Origin of the sequence: Psychrobacter sp. FME13 (genome assembly GCF_014861395.1) — a bacterium.
In the GTDB taxonomy this organism is placed as follows: domain Bacteria; phylum Pseudomonadota; class Gammaproteobacteria; order Pseudomonadales; family Moraxellaceae; genus Psychrobacter.
Map to the genome: position 1 here is coordinate 12,055 of NZ_RRYV01000028.1, position 19,144 is coordinate 31,198.

General features: G+C 42.1%; 17 protein-coding genes, 1 tRNA gene and 1 other RNA gene. 6 read left to right on the top strand and 13 right to left on the bottom strand.

Annotation, left to right across the window (positions count from 1 at the left end; genetic code table 11):
- Positions 1 to 33: 33 nt before the first annotated feature.
- The 10 genes from EI164_RS05785 to coaD all read right to left on the bottom strand — a co-directional run bounded on the left by EI164_RS05785 (position 34) and on the right by coaD (position 8,624).
- The gene (locus EI164_RS05785; protein ID WP_192519038.1) at positions 34 to 1,773 is read right to left on the bottom strand and encodes a polysaccharide biosynthesis/export family protein; all 1,740 of its coding nucleotides are present in this window, start codon (positions 1,771 to 1,773) and stop codon (positions 34 to 36) included.
- 69 nt (positions 1,774 to 1,842) lie between these two features.
- The gene (locus EI164_RS05790; RefSeq protein ID WP_192519039.1) at positions 1,843 to 2,958 is read right to left on the bottom strand and encodes a capsule biosynthesis protein; all 1,116 of its coding nucleotides are present in this window, start codon (positions 2,956 to 2,958) and stop codon (positions 1,843 to 1,845) included.
- On the bottom strand, positions 2,927 to 3,598 hold the full coding sequence (locus tag EI164_RS05795) for an ABC transporter ATP-binding protein (RefSeq protein ID WP_192519040.1): 672 nt from the start codon (positions 3,596 to 3,598) through the stop codon (positions 2,927 to 2,929). Before EI164_RS05795 ends, EI164_RS05790 begins: the two co-directional genes overlap by 32 nt.
- A 56-nt stretch (positions 3,599 to 3,654) precedes the next feature.
- Positions 3,655 to 4,467: an ABC transporter permease gene (locus EI164_RS05800; RefSeq protein ID WP_192519041.1), complete on the bottom strand. Its 813-nt coding sequence runs from the start codon at positions 4,465 to 4,467 to the stop codon at positions 3,655 to 3,657.
- A 389-nt stretch (positions 4,468 to 4,856) separates the two neighbouring features.
- Positions 4,857 to 4,933, bottom strand: a tRNA-Met gene (locus EI164_RS05805).
- 143 nt (positions 4,934 to 5,076) lie between these two features.
- Positions 5,077 to 5,433: RNase P RNA component class A (gene rnpB / locus EI164_RS05810), an RNA gene on the bottom strand.
- Between the two features lie 86 nt (positions 5,434 to 5,519).
- Entirely contained in the window at positions 5,520 to 6,260 is a 741-nt protein-coding gene (bioD, locus tag EI164_RS05815; RefSeq protein ID WP_192519042.1) for a dethiobiotin synthase, read from the bottom strand.
- A complete protein-coding gene (bioA, locus tag EI164_RS05820; protein WP_192519043.1) occupies positions 6,257 to 7,567 on the bottom strand; it encodes an adenosylmethionine--8-amino-7-oxononanoate transaminase in 1,311 nt (436 codons plus the stop codon). Before bioA ends, bioD begins: the two co-directional genes overlap by 4 nt.
- 227 nt (positions 7,568 to 7,794) lie before the next feature.
- Positions 7,795 to 8,043: a YfhL family 4Fe-4S dicluster ferredoxin gene (locus EI164_RS05825; protein WP_192519044.1), complete on the bottom strand. Its 249-nt coding sequence runs from the start codon at positions 8,041 to 8,043 to the stop codon at positions 7,795 to 7,797.
- 71 nt (positions 8,044 to 8,114) lie between these two features.
- Positions 8,115 to 8,624, bottom strand: coding sequence for a pantetheine-phosphate adenylyltransferase (gene coaD / locus EI164_RS05830; RefSeq protein ID WP_192519045.1), 510 nt, complete (start codon positions 8,622 to 8,624; stop codon positions 8,115 to 8,117).
- Positions 8,625 to 8,866: 242 nt separating this feature from the next.
- Between coaD and smpB the strand changes: the two genes are divergently transcribed.
- Positions 8,867 to 9,343 carry an SsrA-binding protein SmpB gene (gene smpB / locus EI164_RS05835; protein ID WP_192519046.1) on the top strand — a complete coding sequence of 159 codons (477 nt, stop codon included), beginning with the start codon at positions 8,867 to 8,869 and terminating at the stop codon, positions 9,341 to 9,343.
- Between the two features lie 208 nt (positions 9,344 to 9,551).
- Here the strand turns inward: smpB and rarD are convergent, their stop codons facing one another.
- Positions 9,552 to 10,574 (bottom strand): EamA family transporter RarD, encoded by a 1,023-nt coding sequence (rarD, locus tag EI164_RS05840; protein WP_192519047.1) that lies wholly within the window; start codon positions 10,572 to 10,574, stop codon positions 9,552 to 9,554.
- A gap of 299 nt (positions 10,575 to 10,873) precedes the next feature.
- On the opposite strand from rarD, the gene EI164_RS05845 reads away from it, so the two are divergent.
- Positions 10,874 to 11,341, top strand: coding sequence for an Lrp/AsnC family transcriptional regulator (locus EI164_RS05845; RefSeq protein WP_192519048.1), 468 nt, complete (start codon positions 10,874 to 10,876; stop codon positions 11,339 to 11,341).
- 33 nt (positions 11,342 to 11,374) lie between these two features.
- Here EI164_RS05845 and EI164_RS05850 read toward each other — a convergent pair whose 3' ends face one another.
- Complete coding sequence (locus EI164_RS05850; RefSeq protein ID WP_192519049.1) at positions 11,375 to 11,998, bottom strand: hypothetical protein; 624 nt, start codon at positions 11,996 to 11,998, stop codon at positions 11,375 to 11,377.
- A gap of 10 nt (positions 11,999 to 12,008) precedes the next feature.
- Positions 12,009 to 13,280, bottom strand: a complete 1,272-nt coding sequence (locus EI164_RS05855) for an ammonium transporter (RefSeq protein WP_225739138.1) — start codon at positions 13,278 to 13,280, stop codon at positions 12,009 to 12,011.
- Positions 13,281 to 14,038: 758 nt separating this feature from the next.
- Here EI164_RS05855 and EI164_RS05860 point away from each other — a divergent pair.
- The 4 genes from EI164_RS05860 (at position 14,039) to EI164_RS05875 (ending at position 18,943) form a co-directional block, all read left to right on the top strand.
- On the top strand, positions 14,039 to 14,812 hold the full coding sequence (locus EI164_RS05860) for a hypothetical protein (protein WP_413038444.1): 774 nt from the start codon (positions 14,039 to 14,041) through the stop codon (positions 14,810 to 14,812).
- Positions 14,813 to 15,049: 237 nt separating this feature from the next.
- The gene (locus tag EI164_RS05865; protein WP_192519051.1) at positions 15,050 to 17,521 is read left to right on the top strand and encodes a YgiQ family radical SAM protein; all 2,472 of its coding nucleotides are present in this window, start codon (positions 15,050 to 15,052) and stop codon (positions 17,519 to 17,521) included.
- A gap of 315 nt (positions 17,522 to 17,836) precedes the next feature.
- A complete protein-coding gene (locus EI164_RS05870; protein ID WP_192519052.1) occupies positions 17,837 to 18,265 on the top strand; it encodes a hypothetical protein in 429 nt (142 codons plus the stop codon).
- A 129-nt stretch (positions 18,266 to 18,394) separates the two neighbouring features.
- A complete protein-coding gene (locus EI164_RS05875) occupies positions 18,395 to 18,943 on the top strand; it encodes a hypothetical protein (RefSeq protein WP_192519053.1) in 549 nt (182 codons plus the stop codon).
- The last annotated feature ends 201 nt before the right edge of the window (positions 18,944 to 19,144 follow it).

Here is a 19,144-nt window from a genome sequence, read left to right on the forward strand (position 1 = left end):
AATTGAACTACATACACGGTTTTTGTAGCTATATTAGAATACCGCATTGGCTGCAACGGCCAACTGATAAAGCACTTGAGTGATACCACGAGCGATTTCTACACGCTTAGTTTTGACTTTTGGTAATACCATAATTTCATCACCTTGCTGGATACGGTAAGCCGTGTTAACCACTTCATTTGTTCCATTTTGATGAACCACTAAAATATCTTCCATATCAGCATTATCACCAAAGCCACCTGAGCTGGCAATATAGTCACCAACCGTGTAATCAGCATTGAAAGTTAGTGCACCTTGAGCACGCACTTGTCCGTTGACAGTGATGATAGAGGTTTGCGCAGGTATCTCAATAATATCCCCTTGCTGCAAAATAATATCTTGCCAAGAATTTGGTACAACCACAATCCGACCTTCAGGCTCTACCTTACGTGCTTTGGCCACAAACTCTTTGACCAAAGCAGCATCATCTTGACGCAGTGCCGCTTCTTCTCGAGTGGTCGACTGAGTAGAGAGCGTCATCTCTTCTAAACGATCAAGCGACTCATTAATCATGGCTTTTTGTTGCGCCGCAACTGATTCACGGTAAATGGTTAAGTTGTTGAGCGTGGCTAGTGAACTCGGTTGTAACTGCGGAATAATGTCTTTTAGACGAGCACCATAAGGTACAACCATCGCGCCGTTGCCTGTGTGTGAACCCTTCACTTGCACAGCAATAGTACCTGCATAACGATCTGACGTTACGACCATCTGATCACCATTATAGACAGGAATATTTTGCGCCTCCGTTAATGAGTAATACTCTGCCGTCTGTGCACGTCCTGCACTACGAGTAATGCTAACGTTAGTGGCATTTGCAGCTGGATTGGCCACTTGTAATACATCACCAACCGTTAAGTCATTTACGTCAAACTCAAAGGTATATTCGTTTTGAACCTCTCCACTCACTTCAAAAGTCTTCTTTTGCGGCGAAACGGTTATCACATCACCATCACGAAAAGAGAATGACTGCAACTTACCAGCCAATAAAAAATCATATAAGTTGACTTGCTGCAATAGCTGACCATTACGTTTGATCTGAATATCAATGTAGCTACCACGAGTTGGATCCACACCACCTGCTCTATCTAGATAAGACAATACTGAATCTGCAGCCAGACCACCATAATAACCAGGTTGCTTGACAAAACCGGTGACAAACACTTTAACAGGCTGCGCCTGCTCTAGTGAAGCATAAACACCAACGTTTGATCGATAAATACGACTAACAGCGCTTTGTACTACATTTTGTAAATTACCATTTTGTACACCCGAGATACGTACTGGGCCAACATTTGGCAAGAAGATATTGCCTTGTGGATCAACTGTTGTAGTCGCTGCATATTGATAAGCACCCCACATTCTGACCTGGACATTATCACCAGGATTAATCACATAGCTGTCATTAAAGGTAGAGCCAGAAGTGGTCGAAAATGCGCCACGAAATAGCTGCTCACCAAACATCATATCTTGAGTATCGATGTCTTGATAAGGACGCGTGGTGTTAATCACTGACTGGCTAGGCAAACTCGCTGCATTCACCGCTTCTTGAGTGGTTGCTTGGGCAGGCACATTACCGGAAAATGCTTGCGTTGAAGCGTTGATAGTATTGTTGCTAGTGCCGAAGCTAGACCCTGTAACTTGGCTGTCATCACTGGTTGCTGCCATCACAGGCGTGCTCATTGCTACCATAGCCAAACTGATCATTATCACGATAGAACGTGGTTTTGTATTCATGCGTCTTATTCCTTTGCTGATCTATCGATCAGTACTGATATCTGGTTTGTCAAAAATGGTTTAGTCAAACTAGCTACGATGGTCACGAACCACTGCCATTACTAAGCGCACAAATCCATAGAATATCAGCAGCAATGCTAGAGATGTCCAAATAATATAAGCGCGACGTGGATATAAGGCTTCTTCAGCTTCATAAGGGGTTGAAATGACAATCAGATTTTTCATCTTTTTGAAAGCTTCTAGCCGTGCTGTCTCAAGTGATGTTAACGATAATTTGTATAGTTCAGTCGCAAACTCAACATCGGCTTTGATAGTTTCAAACTGTACCGCTTGACGGTTCAACTTGGTGGTATTCGGTGAGGTTAACTTTGTTTGCTCTTGGCGTGTTTGTTCTTCAATCGCTTTAATCTGACTTCTCACTGATACCACCTGCGGTGCATCTGGATTCAGATAGCTAAGCAATTGACGCTCTTCAGTACGTAATGAACTCAATTGTGCTTGCAGGCTACCAATCAGCTGATTAACAATTTGGGCATTGGCTTCTGGGTCATAAATTTCGTTTTCATTTTGGTAATTTAACAGCTTCTCTTTGGTCTCATTTAAGCGTTCTTCTGCTTCATTCAACTGCGTTTCTGCAAACACCAACTGATCCTGAGCTACCTCTTGCGAAATACGGTTTACGAACTGCTCAGACTCATCCAAAATAGTTTTATTAAGCTCAAAAGCATACTTTGAATCAAACCCTTCTGTCGATACTGAGAGTATATAGCTTTGTTCATCTAGGTTGATATGCACACGTTTTTTGAAGTACTCAAGCAACTCCTCTTGCGTGGCATCAGGTTTAAGCTCATTGATTGGATCTGAGCCATCAACATAATAAGCTTCACGAAACTTGAATTTCTTATCAAGACGTTTCACCATGTCATTTGACAAAATATATTCTGTCAAATAAGTTGCGTCTTCCTTGCTAGTGCTATTTACACCTAACAAAGCCGACAAACCACCACCTGATGCCGTGTTGGTATCACTAACTTGTTTGACCACCACATTAGCGGTCGACGTATATCGTGGATGGGCAAATATCATGACATAAGATATCACTAGTACCCAAGGGATAATCACCAAGCCAATGAACAGCGAGAAGCTAACGACTTTACTTTTTTGCTTTGTGGATATGCTTTTCATAAACTTCAATCGCTTCTGTTGTATCGTCAAAGACATGTGCTGTTTGATCCATTAACACAATACCAATATCACAATTTCGCTTAATATCACCAATATTATGTGACACTATTAGAAATCCTGCCTGTTCACGCCGCGCAGCCAATATCTCTTCACTACGCTTACGAAACGCAGCGTCACCGACAGCGCCCGCTTCATCGAGCATATAATAATCAAAATCAAAGGCCAAACTTAGCCCAAAGGTTAAGCGCGCTTTCATCCCTGATGAATAGCTTTTGACTGGCATATCAAAATAGCTACCAATATCTGCAAACTCTTCGACAAATCTGATTTTCTCATCAATATAAGGGCCACTTGAATATAAACGGCAAACAAAACGAACATTCTGACGGCCCGTCAAGCTCCCTTGGAAACCACCTGCCACACCGACTGGCCATGAAATGGTCGAATCAGTAATAATCTCTCCATAGTCCGGCTTATCAAGACCACATATAATGCGTAGCAAGGTTGACTTACCCGCACCATTACGGCCGAGCAAACCAACACTTTGTTTATCACCAATAGTCAGATTTAAATCTTTAAACAGATAATGCCGACCCTTCTTGGTCATAAATGACTTAGAAACATTCCTAACTTCAATCACTTATTTACCTTTTTATATCGCTTATATAATAACTTATCTCATCCATAAAATAGCATCTAACGAGAGCGAATCATGTCACGCTCAGCATATTTATAGAGCAGTAATCCTAAAAAGTTTACCGCAAACATCCATTTCAAAAAATAGCCTATATCAATATGATATACAGGATAGTTAGGAGCAAATGCATGTCTCATCAGCTCAATATTATGAATAAAAGGATTGTATAAAAGATAGCTAAAATAAGGCTCAGGAATAATATGAATTGGATAAATAATACCTGATGTGAAATATAGTATTGTAAATACAATCGTTATTACTTTACTGATTTCACCACCATAATAACCAATGACCATCATAATGAGAGCAACACCAAAACTAAATATAAAAAGCGTTATCCAACAAAATAGGACAATATGTAAACTCTCTAAGCTGGCATATATATCAAAAAAAGCCAAACCCAATAATAATAATATAGAGGTAAAAAAATAAATGACCAATTCCAAAAATGAGCGGGCTATGATCACATCAATATGGCGAATGGATCGGTACATCAATAAGCCTTTATTGGCTTCAACAGCGCCTAATGCTCTTGTCGCTATTTTTTGAAACATGCGAAAAGGCACCATTCCTGCTACTAAAAACAAGGAAAAGTCCATTCCTGGTACTAATCGCTCTCGGATAGCACCAAAAATCACTAAAAATATAAGCACCTGAAATAATACTTCGAGTGGCGCCCATAGATAGCCCAAGCGATAACCACCAAAGCGCGTTTGCAATTCACGCATTAATAGAGCATGAAATGCTGCACCCATGACTTTGAGGCCGCTTCGATGCTTAATAGGACGATAAGGAGGTAGTTGTACAGACATGACGTTACAGGACTTTATCGAAAACAGCCACTATGATAAGTAAGCTCGACATAAGTTACAACAATTAATCTCTACTTGAACAGATAAACCTATGATTTAGTAAGAAATCGGTAGGTAATTATAACGCATCATCAACAAAACCAAAATTTCTTCTTAACTGTAGTCAAAGAACTCTGAAGCAGCTATGAGGCAGCCAAGCTACAGATTGTATATTAGTACCTTTAAAGACAATAGCTGTTTAGTAGCTCATTGACTATGTCTATCAAATGTAAATTTGAGTCGTTTATTTTAGACAAAAAAAAACCAATCTCAAAAGATTGGTTTTTTAGTTGGTACTAAAAAGTACCTATATATTGGTTTTTTAGTTGGTACTAAAAAGTACCTATATATGGTGGCGATGAAGAGACTTGAACTCTTGACCTCACGATTATGAGTCATGCGCTCTAACCAGCTGAGCTACATCGCCATTTTAGGTTGGGTATTATGCCCAAGCAGATGACTGTCGTCAACCCCTAATGAGCATTATTTCCAAAAAACTTGGCCTAATACTAAGAAACCGTCATTAACAATCAATCACGAGCTTTTTGATACTACTTGGGCCTTTAAAAAAGGTTTGGTAAACCGATAAGCCGGGTTCTGTCGTGGACAATCATTCCTCTAGGCGTATCATCGCTAATACGCTCAAGCAACCTACCCGCATCGAACGCGGGCCGCGCCATGCCGATGCCTATTTGGTCTTGCTACGCGTGGAGTTTACCATGCCGTGAGATGTTGCCATTCACGCGGTGCGCTCTTACCGCACCCTTTCACCCTTACCTCGCTTGCGCGGGGCGGTCTACTCTCTGCTGCACTGGTCGTCAAGTTACCCTGCCCAGCCGTTAGCTGGCACGCTGCCCTATGTAGCCCGGACTTTCCTCCCCTGCATGTCTGTTGCCAGTATGCAGCGGCGATTGCCTAGTCTACCAAGCGCGCTAGTATAACAAAAATAATAATAATTTGGGAATGTCATTTAAGTTTATTTGTAGCCCTAAAAAAAATAGCTTGAAAACGACTTAAACAAACCCTTTTGGCAAGGTGAGATAAGAATCTTTTGAAGCGCTTTTATTGTTATTTAACGCATTTGTTTTTATGACAGGTATCTGTAACCAATGCGCTGTTGGATAATGCTGCTTTAGATAGCTTTGTAAAAAATCGATAGTACCGTTCGCTATTTCGGCATCGGTATTGTCAGTATCGTCATGAATATGATTATAAATAACGCTATGTACAGATAACCCACGTGCTTTTATTGCTTCTAAACTCAGTAATGTATGGTTGATACTGCCCAAACGACCAGAAGTGACCAAAATAATCGGATAACCTTGAGTAGCAATATAATCTAAAATGAATAACTGCTCCGTTATTGGTACGAACAAACCGCCTGCGCCTTCTAGTAATACCAAGTCATACTCAGTTTGCAGTCGTTTAGTCGCACTAGTGATCACTTCAGAATCTAACACTTGCCCTGATAATCGCGTGGCTAAATGCGGTGAGGCGGGCTTCTCATAGCGATAAGGACAAGTGGTAAAATCAAGGTCAAAGGTCTGTAGCGGGATGTTCATGAGTTGACGATGCGTCATGATATCGTCAGCAATGCCTATCTCGCCAGTATCAGTATTCATCGTCACGCCCGTTTGTACCAGCTTTTGAGTGATGACGTTGATGCCTTGCTGCATGAGTGCCTTTGCAACCATACCAGTGACATAAGTCTTACCGATATCGGTATCGATACCTGAAACAAATAGCACACTCATGGCTGACCTCGTTTGTCTAAATACATCCGCACCACTTTTAGTAGCGTCTGGCACAACTTAATCAACTCGTCATCAGTAATCACATAAGGCGGCATGATATATACCAACTTACCAAATGGTCTGACCCAAATACCGTTTTCAATCAATAAAGCCTGAAAGACTGGCATCTCCACAGCCTCTTGTAACTCAATGACGGCCACCGCACCCAAACAACGTACCTCAGCAACGCCCTTCAATAACTCGGCTGGCGCTAGCTGCTGCTCCATAGTCAGCTGCATATTCTCAGTGTGCGCTTCAATATCGTAAGACAAAATCAAATCAACTGAGGCGCAGGCAACCGCACAAGCCAATGGATTACCCATAAATGTAGGACCGTGCATCAGTGCTGGATAATCGCTATGATGAATAGTATCGGCGACCTTTCGAGTGCATAACGTTGCGGCAAAGGTCATGTAGCCGCCTGTCAGCGCCTTACCAATGGTCATAATATCAGGGCAAATGGCTGCATGTTCACAGGCAAACAGTTTGCCACTGCGACCAAAACCAGTGGCGATTTCATCAGCAATCAATAGCACGTCATGCTCATCACACAGCTGACGCAGCAGCTGCAGATAGTCAGGACTGTAAAAACGCATCCCGCCAGCGCCTTGAATAATCGGTTCAATAATAAACCCTGCCAACTTATCGCTGTGCTTATCAAAAAATGTTGTCAGTGCAGCGCGGTCAGATTCTGTCAAAGCTCGCTCAAAACCTAACGCTGGTGCTGGAACAAAGTGCTGCATTGGCAGCTGTTTACCATATAAACTGTGCATGCCATTAATAGGATCACAAATACTCATAGCATGCCACGTATCACCATAATAACCAGAGTGTGTAGAGGCAAATTGCTGCTTATTTGGGCGATTGGCGGCAACTTGATATTGCAACGCCATTTTCAGTGCCACTTCTACCGCAATACTACCACTATCGGCATAAAAAATAGCATCTAAGCCTTGCGGTACAATAGACAGTAGTTTTTTGCCCAAATCGATGGCCGGTTGGTGGGTCAAACCACCAAACATCACATGCGCCATTTTACCCAATTGCTCGGTAATAGCGTCGTTTAGTTTTGGATGATTATAGCCGTGTACGCTCGCCCACCACGATGACATGCCGTCAATCAGGCGCGTACCATCTTCGGTAATGATATAAATACCTTCGGCACGATCAATGACAATATTAGGATAAGTTGGCGGTAGGCTGGCATAGGGGTGCCATAGATGTTGGTGGTCAAACTCGCTGGCTGACTGGCCTAAATTTATACTCATGCTTTTGTTCCTGAAACATTTTTTATAGTCGATCCGCTATAAAAAAATACAGAGATACGGATTACATTTTGCGCTGCCTCTATCTGCGTAGGTACAGCAAGCAAGAAAAATGTAACCCGTATCGCGTGGTTGACTCTCTTTTATTTGGGACTGAGTATATATCAAACGCCGTCAATATCTTATTAGCCAATCAGACATTATTTGCAGACATTGCTTTCGGATATTGCTTATTGACCAGTAATACGTTTGTATTTGGCTAACAAGTCATTCTCTGTTTCGACATGGTTAGGGTCGTGCGGAATACAGTCAATCGGGCAAATCACCACACACTGCGGCTCATCAAAATGCCCAACGCATTCGGTGCATAAATCGGGATCGATAACATAAATGTCATCGCCTTCTGAGATGGCCTCATTGGGGCACACAGGCTCACACACATCACAGTTGATGCACTCATCAGTAATCAATAGCGCCATAAACTACTCCTCACTGTTTTATTTTTAGCTTATATGCTGTGGTTACACGCTTATTAAAAGGCGAGATGATGCTAAATTATCAGTTTTTTTGTAAAAGCATCAGACACGCAAGTGGGTACAAACTTAGTGACATCACCGCCAAGTTTGGCAATTTCGCGAATCATGGTTGACGAGATGAAGGAATAGTTCGGCGCAGGCGTTAAGAACACCGCCTCAAAATTTTCATCAAGCTCACGGTTCATATTGGCTAGCTGAAACTCATACTCAAAATCTGACATAGCCCGTAAACCACGCAAAACAGCATTAGCACCTTGCGCTTGCATAAATTCGACGAGCAAACCTTCAAAACCGACCACGGATACTTGTGGTAAATCAGCGAATACCGTTTCAACTAAGCCAACACGTTCTTCAAAGTCGAATAATGGTTTTTTATGATGCCCTGAAGCAACGGCAATCACTACCTCGTCAAATAATTTGGTGGCACGTGTGACTAAATCGACATGACCATTAGTAATAGGGTCAAAAGTACCGGGATATAAAATTTTGGTGTGCAGTCGAGATGGAGTTTTAGGATGGCTCATAGCAAGGCTAATCTAGTCGTTGAGGTTATGGCATATGCTAACAAACTTTGTCTGTATTTAACACTTATCTGCTACATTTGTCCTAACAGCTGACTTACATTTTTAACAAAGGCTTTGCTACAATGGTTGGTTCGACTCATCCTGCTTATTTTTAAATAAAAAACACGCCGAACAAGCAGATCAGGATGAGGAATTATAAGTAAGGACACGATATTGTCCTTAAAAATCCTTACGAGGAAACCATGTCAAAGAAATCAAAAAAGCCTGACAATCAGATATGTGCCAATAAAAAGGCGCGCCATGAATACTTTATTGAAGAATCATTTGAGGCAGGTCTTGCCCTACAAGGCTGGGAAGTAAAAGCCATTCGTGCTGGCAAAATGACGATTACCGAAGCTTATGTGATATTTCGCAATAACGAAGCATTCTTGTTTGGGGCGCACATTCAGCCGCTGATATCTAGCTCAACGCACGTTAGCCCAGATAGCATTCGTACTCGTAAGCTGCTGCTCAACCGACGCGAAATCGAGAAACTCTCTGGGGCAATCAATCAAAAAGGCTATGCCTGTGTACCACTATCCTGCTACTGGAAAAACTCGCTGGTGAAATGCCAAATTGGCCTAGCAGTAGGTAAAAAACAACACGACAAACGTAAAACGCTAAAAGACCGTGACTGGGAACGTGATAAGCAGCGCGGCTTTAAACAGCATTTAGATTAATAAAGTCAGTTCTCTATAGTCGATCCACGATAAAAAATATAGCGATGCTGGCATAGTTATACTTGTATCGCTTTTATTTAGAACTGACTATACAAAACAGGCCCTAATCTAATACCAAAAAGGACGATTCAATATAATACTGAATCGTCCTTTTTTTATTTAGCTCTCATTTATCTTTTATGCAGTGCAGTCGACGTTGACTGACTCCTTAAGCGGTCTGTTCTTTTATAACCGATTTTATATCATGACGCGCGCGGCGTAGTTGACGCACCCCATGAGCAATCAAACAAGCAATGCCAAGCCAAATCAAACCATAGCTATAAATCATCGCAGACTCAAACGGGTTGCCCAGTACTGTCACTGCTAAAATAAATAACAATGCAGGCTCTAAATAGCTCATCATGCCATACATATTTACGGGTAGCATTTGACTGGCATCAATATTGGTCTTCATGGCTAACACACTCAATATACCTAGCCCTATCAGCATCATGATAAAAAATCCAGAACCGCTCACCAAATCCACGCTACTGGGTGCAAAAAAGAACAAGTAAGCGACCGCAAACGGTACAAAAATAGTTAAGTCGACCAACAATCCAGTCACCGCACTGATGCCTTGCAGACGGCGCAAAATATAATACATAGGATACGTTCCGCATACCCAAAGCGTGGCCCATGATATGCTTTGAGTACGTACAATCTCACTGCCCACTCCTACTGCTGCAAAAGCAACGGCTAACCACTGTAATCGGCTTAGTTTTTCACCGAATAACACACAACCAAATACCACCATCATGAGTGGAAATAAAAAGTATCCCATGGCAGTCTGTACGCCTTGTCCGTTGACAGGTGCCCACATAAACAACCAAAACTGACTGAGAAATATTGGCGTTGGCAATAGCAACCAAGCCCACTGTTTGACGGTACGCAATGCAGCTAATTTGTGCAGGTGTGACCCTAGGCGTCCACTAATAACCAAGTAGCCAATCAATGCCGCCCACATGGCAAGCATACGCCAAATAAATACTTGCGTACCTGATAACGGTGCTAAAAAGCTACTATAAGCATAAAGAATACCGAATAATACATTAGACAATACAGCCAATATCACACCCAATATTAAGGTGCGCTGCTGTGTGCTACCTGCTGTCCAAATGGTAGGTAAAGGCAGGCGCGAAACCATAGTGTTTAGCGTATTAGCAAACGTATTAGATAGCATAGAAATAGACATTAGCAACACCGTAAAATAGTAAACGTGAAATCAACCCAATACTAGCTCAATGGTTATGACTCGCTAGCTTTGGATTGATATAATCTATTTTACGCAAGGTGTGTGATATATTATCTCTATATACAATATAATATGAATAATTTTATCGTATTGTTGTCTTAAAATGATTTTTTTATCAAATATCAAAGAGGATTAGTGATATATTTAGCATATCGGTATTCAACTCAGTGTCAGATACATTATAAATAGCCGACGTCCTAACATTAATATTAAAAATATTCCAAAATAAGAGACACTCTATGAATCATGTATTAGATGATATTGATAAAGCTATTTTGAACTTATTACAAAGCGATGCCACTCTACCACTCAAAACGGTGGCAGAGCAGGTTCATGTCTCTATCGCTACCGCACAGCGCCGTATTCAAACACTGACCAATACAGGCGTGATTACCAAACAGGTGGCCATCGTCAACCCTGAAAAAGTAGGTTACGGTCTAACCGTTGTGGTACTGATCGATATAGAACGTTCTAATACCTCAATGCAACATCGATTCGAGCGTCTGATGGAGGCGCAGCCAAGGGTAATGAGCTGTTATGAGATATCTGGTGACTTTGCATTTATGCTGATGGTCAATGCCAAAAACATGAGCGATTATCACCAATTTACCCGAAATATGCTGACGTACGAGAACAACGTACGAAATTTTAAAAGCCAGTTTGTGATGAACTTTACCAAGAGTGGCACAAAGATATTGCTAGATTAGCACTTACCTTAAATACTGATTGGCTATTACTTATTAAAACAACCTCTCAACAACCTCTTTCGGATGGCTTTGTTTGGCAATATCTGCCACCCGAAACAGTATCTCATCAGCATCAACAGGACCTAGCAAGTCACACAGACACACATAGGCCAGTTGAACGATATGATTCAGAAGTTCTGTAGCATCAGGCACTATAGGGCGTTCACTTTCCAAAAACTGATTAATATTGATAATATGCCCTTTAAAAGTGCGTTCTCTTGCAACCATTTGGTGCAAATTGTGAAAAAAGTTATGATGATGAGATTTTGTTAACTGACTACCTATTGCTTCCATCACAGTATAAAAAGCCAAAGTGGATTTATTAATAGATTTTTGTTTGTTAATATCGTTACCGTTATCAGTAGCAGTCACTCCTTGTAGATTATCTGCTGTCATCGTATCCCAAAAGCCTTTACGAATATCAGACTTATGTTCTTTTAACTCAGGATAGCGCCTCGTTGCGTCTAAAATACACTGCTGCATCATCTTTACAGAAACCCTTGAGTACTGTTGCCACTGGGTTGTGAGCAGCCTTACCTCTTCAGGATCTAGATATTTTGCAAGTACCACTGCCATCGCGGATACAGTCTGATCTACTGATTGAGTATCGATATTCATCCGTGTTCTCCTATAAATGGCGTTCTGTTAAATTTTTGGCATCAAACATTTGCTTTTGAAACTCTGGATACCCTATTTCTGCATGCTCGGTATAGTCAAGACCACGCTGCTCATGTAAACGACTGGCTTTTAAGCCAAAGCCTAAGTCAATCAGTTTATACATGACAAGCCCCAAGCCAAGACCCCAAACAAGTGCCATGCCCACACCCAATACTTGTACACCGACACGTGATAGATTGAATAGGTCATCGGTATAAAATAACCCTGCTGCTAGCGTACCCCATACGCCACCAAAGCCATGAACAGCCACCGCTGATACCACATCATCAATCTGTCGCTTTAATAAAGCTTGTGTTGATAGTATATAAACCACGGCAGCGACCAAACCAATAATGACGGCAAAAATAGGCGTCGTCGTCGCACACCCTGCAGTAATAGACACCAAACCAATTAGACTGGCATTAACACTATCACTAAGCAAAATAGCCTTCTTAAATGCTTTGGATATCAGCATATAACTAATCACAGCACTGATTGCTGCTACAAAAGTATTGACCGCAATTAAACCGATATTGCCCGTGATCGATAAGGTGGATCCTGCATTAAACCCAAACCAACCAAACCATAAGATAAAGCCGCCAAGCGCTAGCAATGTCATATTATGACCCGCTATCAATCGTGGCGTACCATCAGGTGCAAAACGCCCCATTCTTGGTCCAATCACCAAAATACCTGCTAGTGCCAGCCAGCCACCTATCGAATGAACAACCGTAGAGCCCGCAAAATCAATAAAGCCAAGCTCAGCTAGCCAACCAGCGCCTCCAAAGTAGCCACCCCATACCCAACTGGCAAATACAGGATAAATAAATAGACAAATTAAGCAGGCAGCAACCGCATAACCTATAAACGATACACGTTCAGCCATAGCACCACTAGCAATCGTGACGGCAGTTGCAGCAAACATCATTTGGAAAAACATCAACGCCCAATCCATGTTGGACAACGCGACTGGCATAAAGTGATCGGTGCCAAAAAACCCTGAGTTATTGCTACCCATCATCAAACCAAAACCCACCAGATAAAAGGCCAAACCACCGATACACATATCGGTATAGTTTTTCATCATCACATTAACCGCGTTTTTTGCACGCACCGAACCGCTTTCTAACAAAGCAAAACCTGCCTGCATAAAAAACACCAGCACACCGCCCCATATAATCCAAGCAACATTTTGATATTCAAGTAGCTGTGCCACTGTCAGTGTTGCCTCTTCTGCAGCCATTGCGCTAGCCATTGTTCCATATATCACAGCACTGATTAGGAATGCTTTAGAGCACAATGACTTACATAAAACAAATATCTCATTCCAGCTAAAATGTAATGTCCTCACTCACTTATCTCCAAACAATAGTTTTATTTATATAATCTGTATTACTATATTCTGTTATGAGCTTATCTAAATAAGTCAGCCCTAATAACGAGCAAGCAAAGCATGTGCCACATACATTCACTTATCAGAACATAAAGCTGGCTATTATCGATAAAAACACTCACTTATTCAGGCAGTGTCTATTTACCCTTACGCCACTGATTTATGACAGAGACATACAAAATACTGAAGTGTGGTCACTGTGAGAACGGAGATAGCAATGAGATAAATGTTAGAAAAACTAGGAAAGTCATAGAGAGAATACTAAGATATTAGTAAGTTGCTTGATACATTTTGGTTAAATCTTAGCTATTTTTAGCGCACTCAAGGTGTGATACTCAGATGAGTTACATATCCATAAGGTGCTTGTTTTTATCATTGAATCTCAATGATGAGTAGATAAGTTATATCCAAACCATGTAATATATCAACGTAAGTTTGATAATAAGCACTAACCAAACATTTTATATAGCTATTTCAATATAATTTGGGTACAAGAAACAAGAAAGCTGAGTGCAAGCACTACACATAGTAGACTCAGCAAAGCTGATACCGTATCCAATTTATAAAGGATTGATGATAGTCACTTATCTTAGACAAGGAACCAAAGCATGACTCAGCATAAAGGCACACCTTCAGACAAACCAAAAAGCACTAGCAACAAGCGCACTACTGCACTATCAACTAAATTCAATACCAAAACAGTAATTATGAGTGTTTCATTGGCAGCATTGCTCGTAACATCGGGCTGCGCCACCAGCTCATTATTGGAAAAAGACAGTTATAGCAGTACGAGTACCACAAAAAATGTATTGTCTGAAGATCAAATCATCGCTTTTGGTCGTCCTGCGCAAGCGTTGCCAAAAATGCCAAATGCATCCATGGTTATCGTTGGTGAGAAAAACAGCTATGTGCTGAGCCAAGGTGGGACAGAGATGATCAGCTTACTAGGTAGCTTGACGCCTAAAAACATCCAAGTCGATAACGATATGAACTTTTATGTGCCGAACAACGATGGGTATTTCCAAGGAGAGATGAAGCTCTCTTATGCCAAGTTAAAAGACGAATTTAAACGTTCTGATTATCAGTTCTTTTTACAGAATGGTGGTACAGAATGTACCTCAGCCAGTGACAAACGCATCAATGCTCAACGCTTTTGTTTTAGCGTCCCTGTCAAAGGCGCTATCTATCCGCAAGTCAGTAATTTGAGCATGATTCAGTCAAATTATCGCGCTTTATCTAAGCCTTATATGGTGAGCTTTTATTCAGAAACCACGCAAAGCCATGTGTCTAGTAGCGGTGCAAACACGGCGCAAAAGCTCGTATTGCTACCCTTTGCCCTAGCGTTTGACGTGGTTACTTTCCCACTTCAGCTATTAGAGTAGTTAGTTTTCTGTACTTATGACAGGGTACATCAAGAATAACGGGTTAAATAAAAAAGGTTTCTAAAAATTTGGAAGCCTTTTTTTATAGATTATCTTACGCTATCAATGACTTATCGCTAATCGTTATGACATCATGAGTTGAATTCATGTTAAAATGAGCACTTTTAAATAAGCCGTTAATATTTTTAATAAATAACGGCTTTTTTTAGTGCCATTTTCTATTCAACAGGTCCGCCCATGTCAGCTGATACCATCGCCCGCACCGCCTTTAAACAAGGCACAAAACCTCTTTACGATTACGACAAACACTGGGCGAGCTGCTACGAGCCTGCACCATATCTGCCTATGAGTCGCAAAGAAATGGACGATCTAGGCTGGGATGCCTGTGATGTCATTATCGTTTCAGGTGACGCTTATGTCGATCACCCAAGCTTTGGCATGGCGATCATTGGACGTCTGCTAGAGTCGCAAGGTTTTCGCGTGGGTATCATTGCCCAGCCAGACTGGAAGAGCAAAGACGCCTTTATGGAATTGGGCAAACCTGTTTATGCTTATGGCGTGACCGCAGGCAACATGGACAGCATGATCAACCGCTATACAGCCGATCGCAAGATTCGTAGCGATGACGCCTACTCTCCAGGTAATGTCGCCAATAAACGTCCTGACCGTGCCGCTATCGTCTATAGCCAGCGCTGCCGCGAAGCCTATCCTGATGTGCCTATCATCTTAGGTGGTATCGAAGGCAGCCTACGCCGCATCGCTCATTATGATTACTGGTCAGATAAAGTACGCCGTAGTATCTTAATGGATGCGCGTGCCGATGTTTTATTATATGGTAATGCTGAGCGCGCCATCGTCGATGTGGTACATGGCTTGGCAAAAGGCTATAGCTTTGAGCAAATGAGTAAGCTGCGTGGTACGTCGTACCTGTTGACGCCGACACGCCGCCATTGGCAAAAAGGTATGACAGAAGTCGCCAGTAATGATGTCGATACAGTCGGTCGTGTGGATCCGATTATTAATCCTTATGTGATGACAGAAGATGTCGATCAGTGCTCAATTGAGCAAGAAAAACCAAGCGACTCGCCCGTTGGGCAGGCCATGCCGTCGTCTATGTCATCACAATATCAAGGCTTTGTGGCCGAGCCTGTCACCCAAAAAGTCATCAACGCAGAGCAAGTAGACACCGATACCCAAGTGGTGCAAATGCGCGGCTTTGATGCTGCCGCTGGCAGAAATAATAAGCCGATGACCGCCCGTAAGCATAAGATCAAAATGCCACCACGTGAAGAGACGGTAATTCGTCTGCCTGATTATGAGCATGTCAAATCTGACCCAGTACTTTATGCTCATGCCAACCGTATCTTACATCTTGAGACCAATCCGGGTAATGCCCGTGCGCTCGTGCAGCGTCATAGTAGCGGTGCGGGTAACTCGCACACTTCAATCGATGTATGGCTGAACCCACCACCAGTGCCACTATCGACCGAAGAGATGGATTATGTGTTCGATCTGCCTTATGCACGTCTGCCGCATCCAAGTTATGGTGGTGCGCGTATCCCTGCTTATGACATGATTAAGTTTTCGGTCAATATTATGCGTGGCTGTTTCGGCGGTTGTACGTTCTGCTCGATCACTGAGCACGAAGGTCGTATTATCCAAAACCGCTCAGAAGACTCAATACTGCGTGAAGTCGAAGCTATCCGTGATACTGCGCCTAACTTCACTGGTGTGATATCTGACCTTGGTGGTCCAACTGCCAATATGTATCGTCTAAACTGTAAAGATGAGACGATTGAAAAGAACTGCCGTAAGCCGTCTTGTGTCTATCCTGACGTCTGCGAAAACCTAATTACTGACCACAGTAATTTGACTAAGCTATATCGCAAAGCGCGTGATATTAAAGGTGTGAAAAAGATTCTTATTGCCTCTGGACTGCGTTATGACTTGGCAGTAAAAGACCCTGAATACGTCAAAGAGTTGGTCAGTCATCATGTCGGTGGTTATCTAAAGATTGCCCCAGAACATTCAGAAGACAACGTATTATCAAAAATGATGAAGCCGGGTATGGGCTCATACGATAAATTCAAAGCCATGTTTGAGCAGTACAGCCAAGAAGCTGGCAAAGAGCAATACCTGATTCCTTATTTCATCGCGGCGCATCCCGGCACCAAAGATGAAGACATGATGAACCTTGCGCTTTGGCTAAAAAGCCATGGCTACCGCGCTGACCAAGTACAGGCATTTTATCCTAGTCCAATGGCGACAGCGACTACCATGTACCACACGCATAAAGATCCGCTACATAAAGTGAGCCGTGCTGAAGGTGACATGGATATTGTCAAATCTGGCAAGCAGCGTAAACTGCATAAAGCGTTTTTGCGCTATCATGATCCAAAAAACTGGGTAATGCTACGTAAAGCCTTACAAGACATGGGCCGTAGTGATTTGATTGGTAAAAATCGTGGTTGCTTGATTCCGCCATTTAATGCCCATCTAGAAGGACGTGATGCCGCTCAAGACAGTTATCAATCAGCACGCAAGAAAAACAGTCGCTTGGGTAATGATTCGGTCAAACGTAGTAACGGTTCTTCAAGCAATAAAGCAGCTGCTAAAAAAGGGGCTGCGGGTAAAAACACTAAGAAACGTGTCAATAAAGGCAACTTTCAAACCCAGCATACGGGTCTGCCACCGCGCAAAACCAAGTAGCATTCATGATATAAAAATGCATGTTCAACTCAGAGCATGTTAAGTAAAACAAAAAAGCGCCTATCGATTCATATGTCGATAGGCGCTTTTTTATGTGTGAGAGATCACTTTTAGCCCGTATCATCCACTATTTTAATTGTCTTCCAACACACTCAAAATGAGACATTACATTAGTCAGCGATTGTGTGACAAAGCAAACATGTAACAAACAATTTCTAACATTTCCCTAGGTTCGTTTTGGGTACTATATAGCTATAAGCTTAACGCATACTTAAATATAATTACATGATACCGTCTATATCTTTGGAGAAAACCATGAATACCCTTACTAAAATTGTCGCAGCTCTACCTGCCCTCGCCCTATTAAGCGCTTGTGCGACTACTGCTCCGACTACTCCAAATACATCAGACGTGCCTGAGTCAGACACACCTACATCAGAGACTATGCCTAGTGCCGCTTACGATCGTATGGCACCAGCGCCTTATACTTGTACGGATGACAGCATCATCACGGCAAAACAATCTATCAATAAAAAACAAGTCATGCTGAACGTGACATTGCCTAAAGTAAAATGGGCGTCACAGCCAGTTATCTTAAATGGTGAAGCGCAAGATCATGTCGCCAGCTATGTCAATGACTCAAGCCCAGACGCGGTCTACGCATGGCATATGAAAGAAGACAAAGGTATCTTTGCCATTAAATGGGCCGATGGTACGGAATACCACGTAAGCTGCCAAATCTAATAACAGCGTCATACACAAAGAGCGATGATAAACGTTCATCAGTCATCATATGGTGGCTGTTTTTTTGAGTTTTATTATTTTAGCAGCACTATAAAGTGATTTATGATTAACCGTATAAAGGATATATCGATGGCTAAGCGTCTGATGAGTATGAAAGTAATCGCTACTGCAAGTGTATTGGTACTAATGGGTTTGACAGGGTGTGACAAAAGTACTGAGACGACCGAACCAAACTCTGAAACGGCAGCGACCACTACACAAGATGCAGCAACGACTGCGAGTAACACTGTTGACTGGTCTCTAGTCGCAAGCGATGAAGCAGCTGCTGAGATGACTAGCTACAAATATCCATTTGCCATCGATAGTAAAAATGTGCGCGATTATGCAGATTTTTTCAAAGTGGACACTGCTACCGCTCAACATAACCTGACGGTAAGTATGGCCAGCAATGAAGCACTGTCCAAAATATTGGATCAGCTAAGCGAGACCTATGTCTCACATGAGCTAACCGATGGCGAGGACATGACGCTTATCATTCATACTACGCCTGATGTCGCTGCTAGCAGCTACGATTATGTGTTGTCTGATGATTTTGCGAAAGGGCTGGTATTGCCGATTGAGATCAAACCTGATGGTAAGAAAAGTGATGTTGAAGGGCATGGAGAGATGGCTGAGTAGAGGTTAAGATTGACATTAGTCATTCATATAAGACGTATCAGATACCTGTCCATCATCTTTATAACTAATAAAACAAGTCGATCTTCCCATCGTTCTAGTATCATATATTAAGACTTTGGATTGAATATTTTCTGAATATTCAAAGTTAGGGAGTTTCCCAAACTCTGTGTAACTGCTTATAATCCACTAACAGGAGAATAA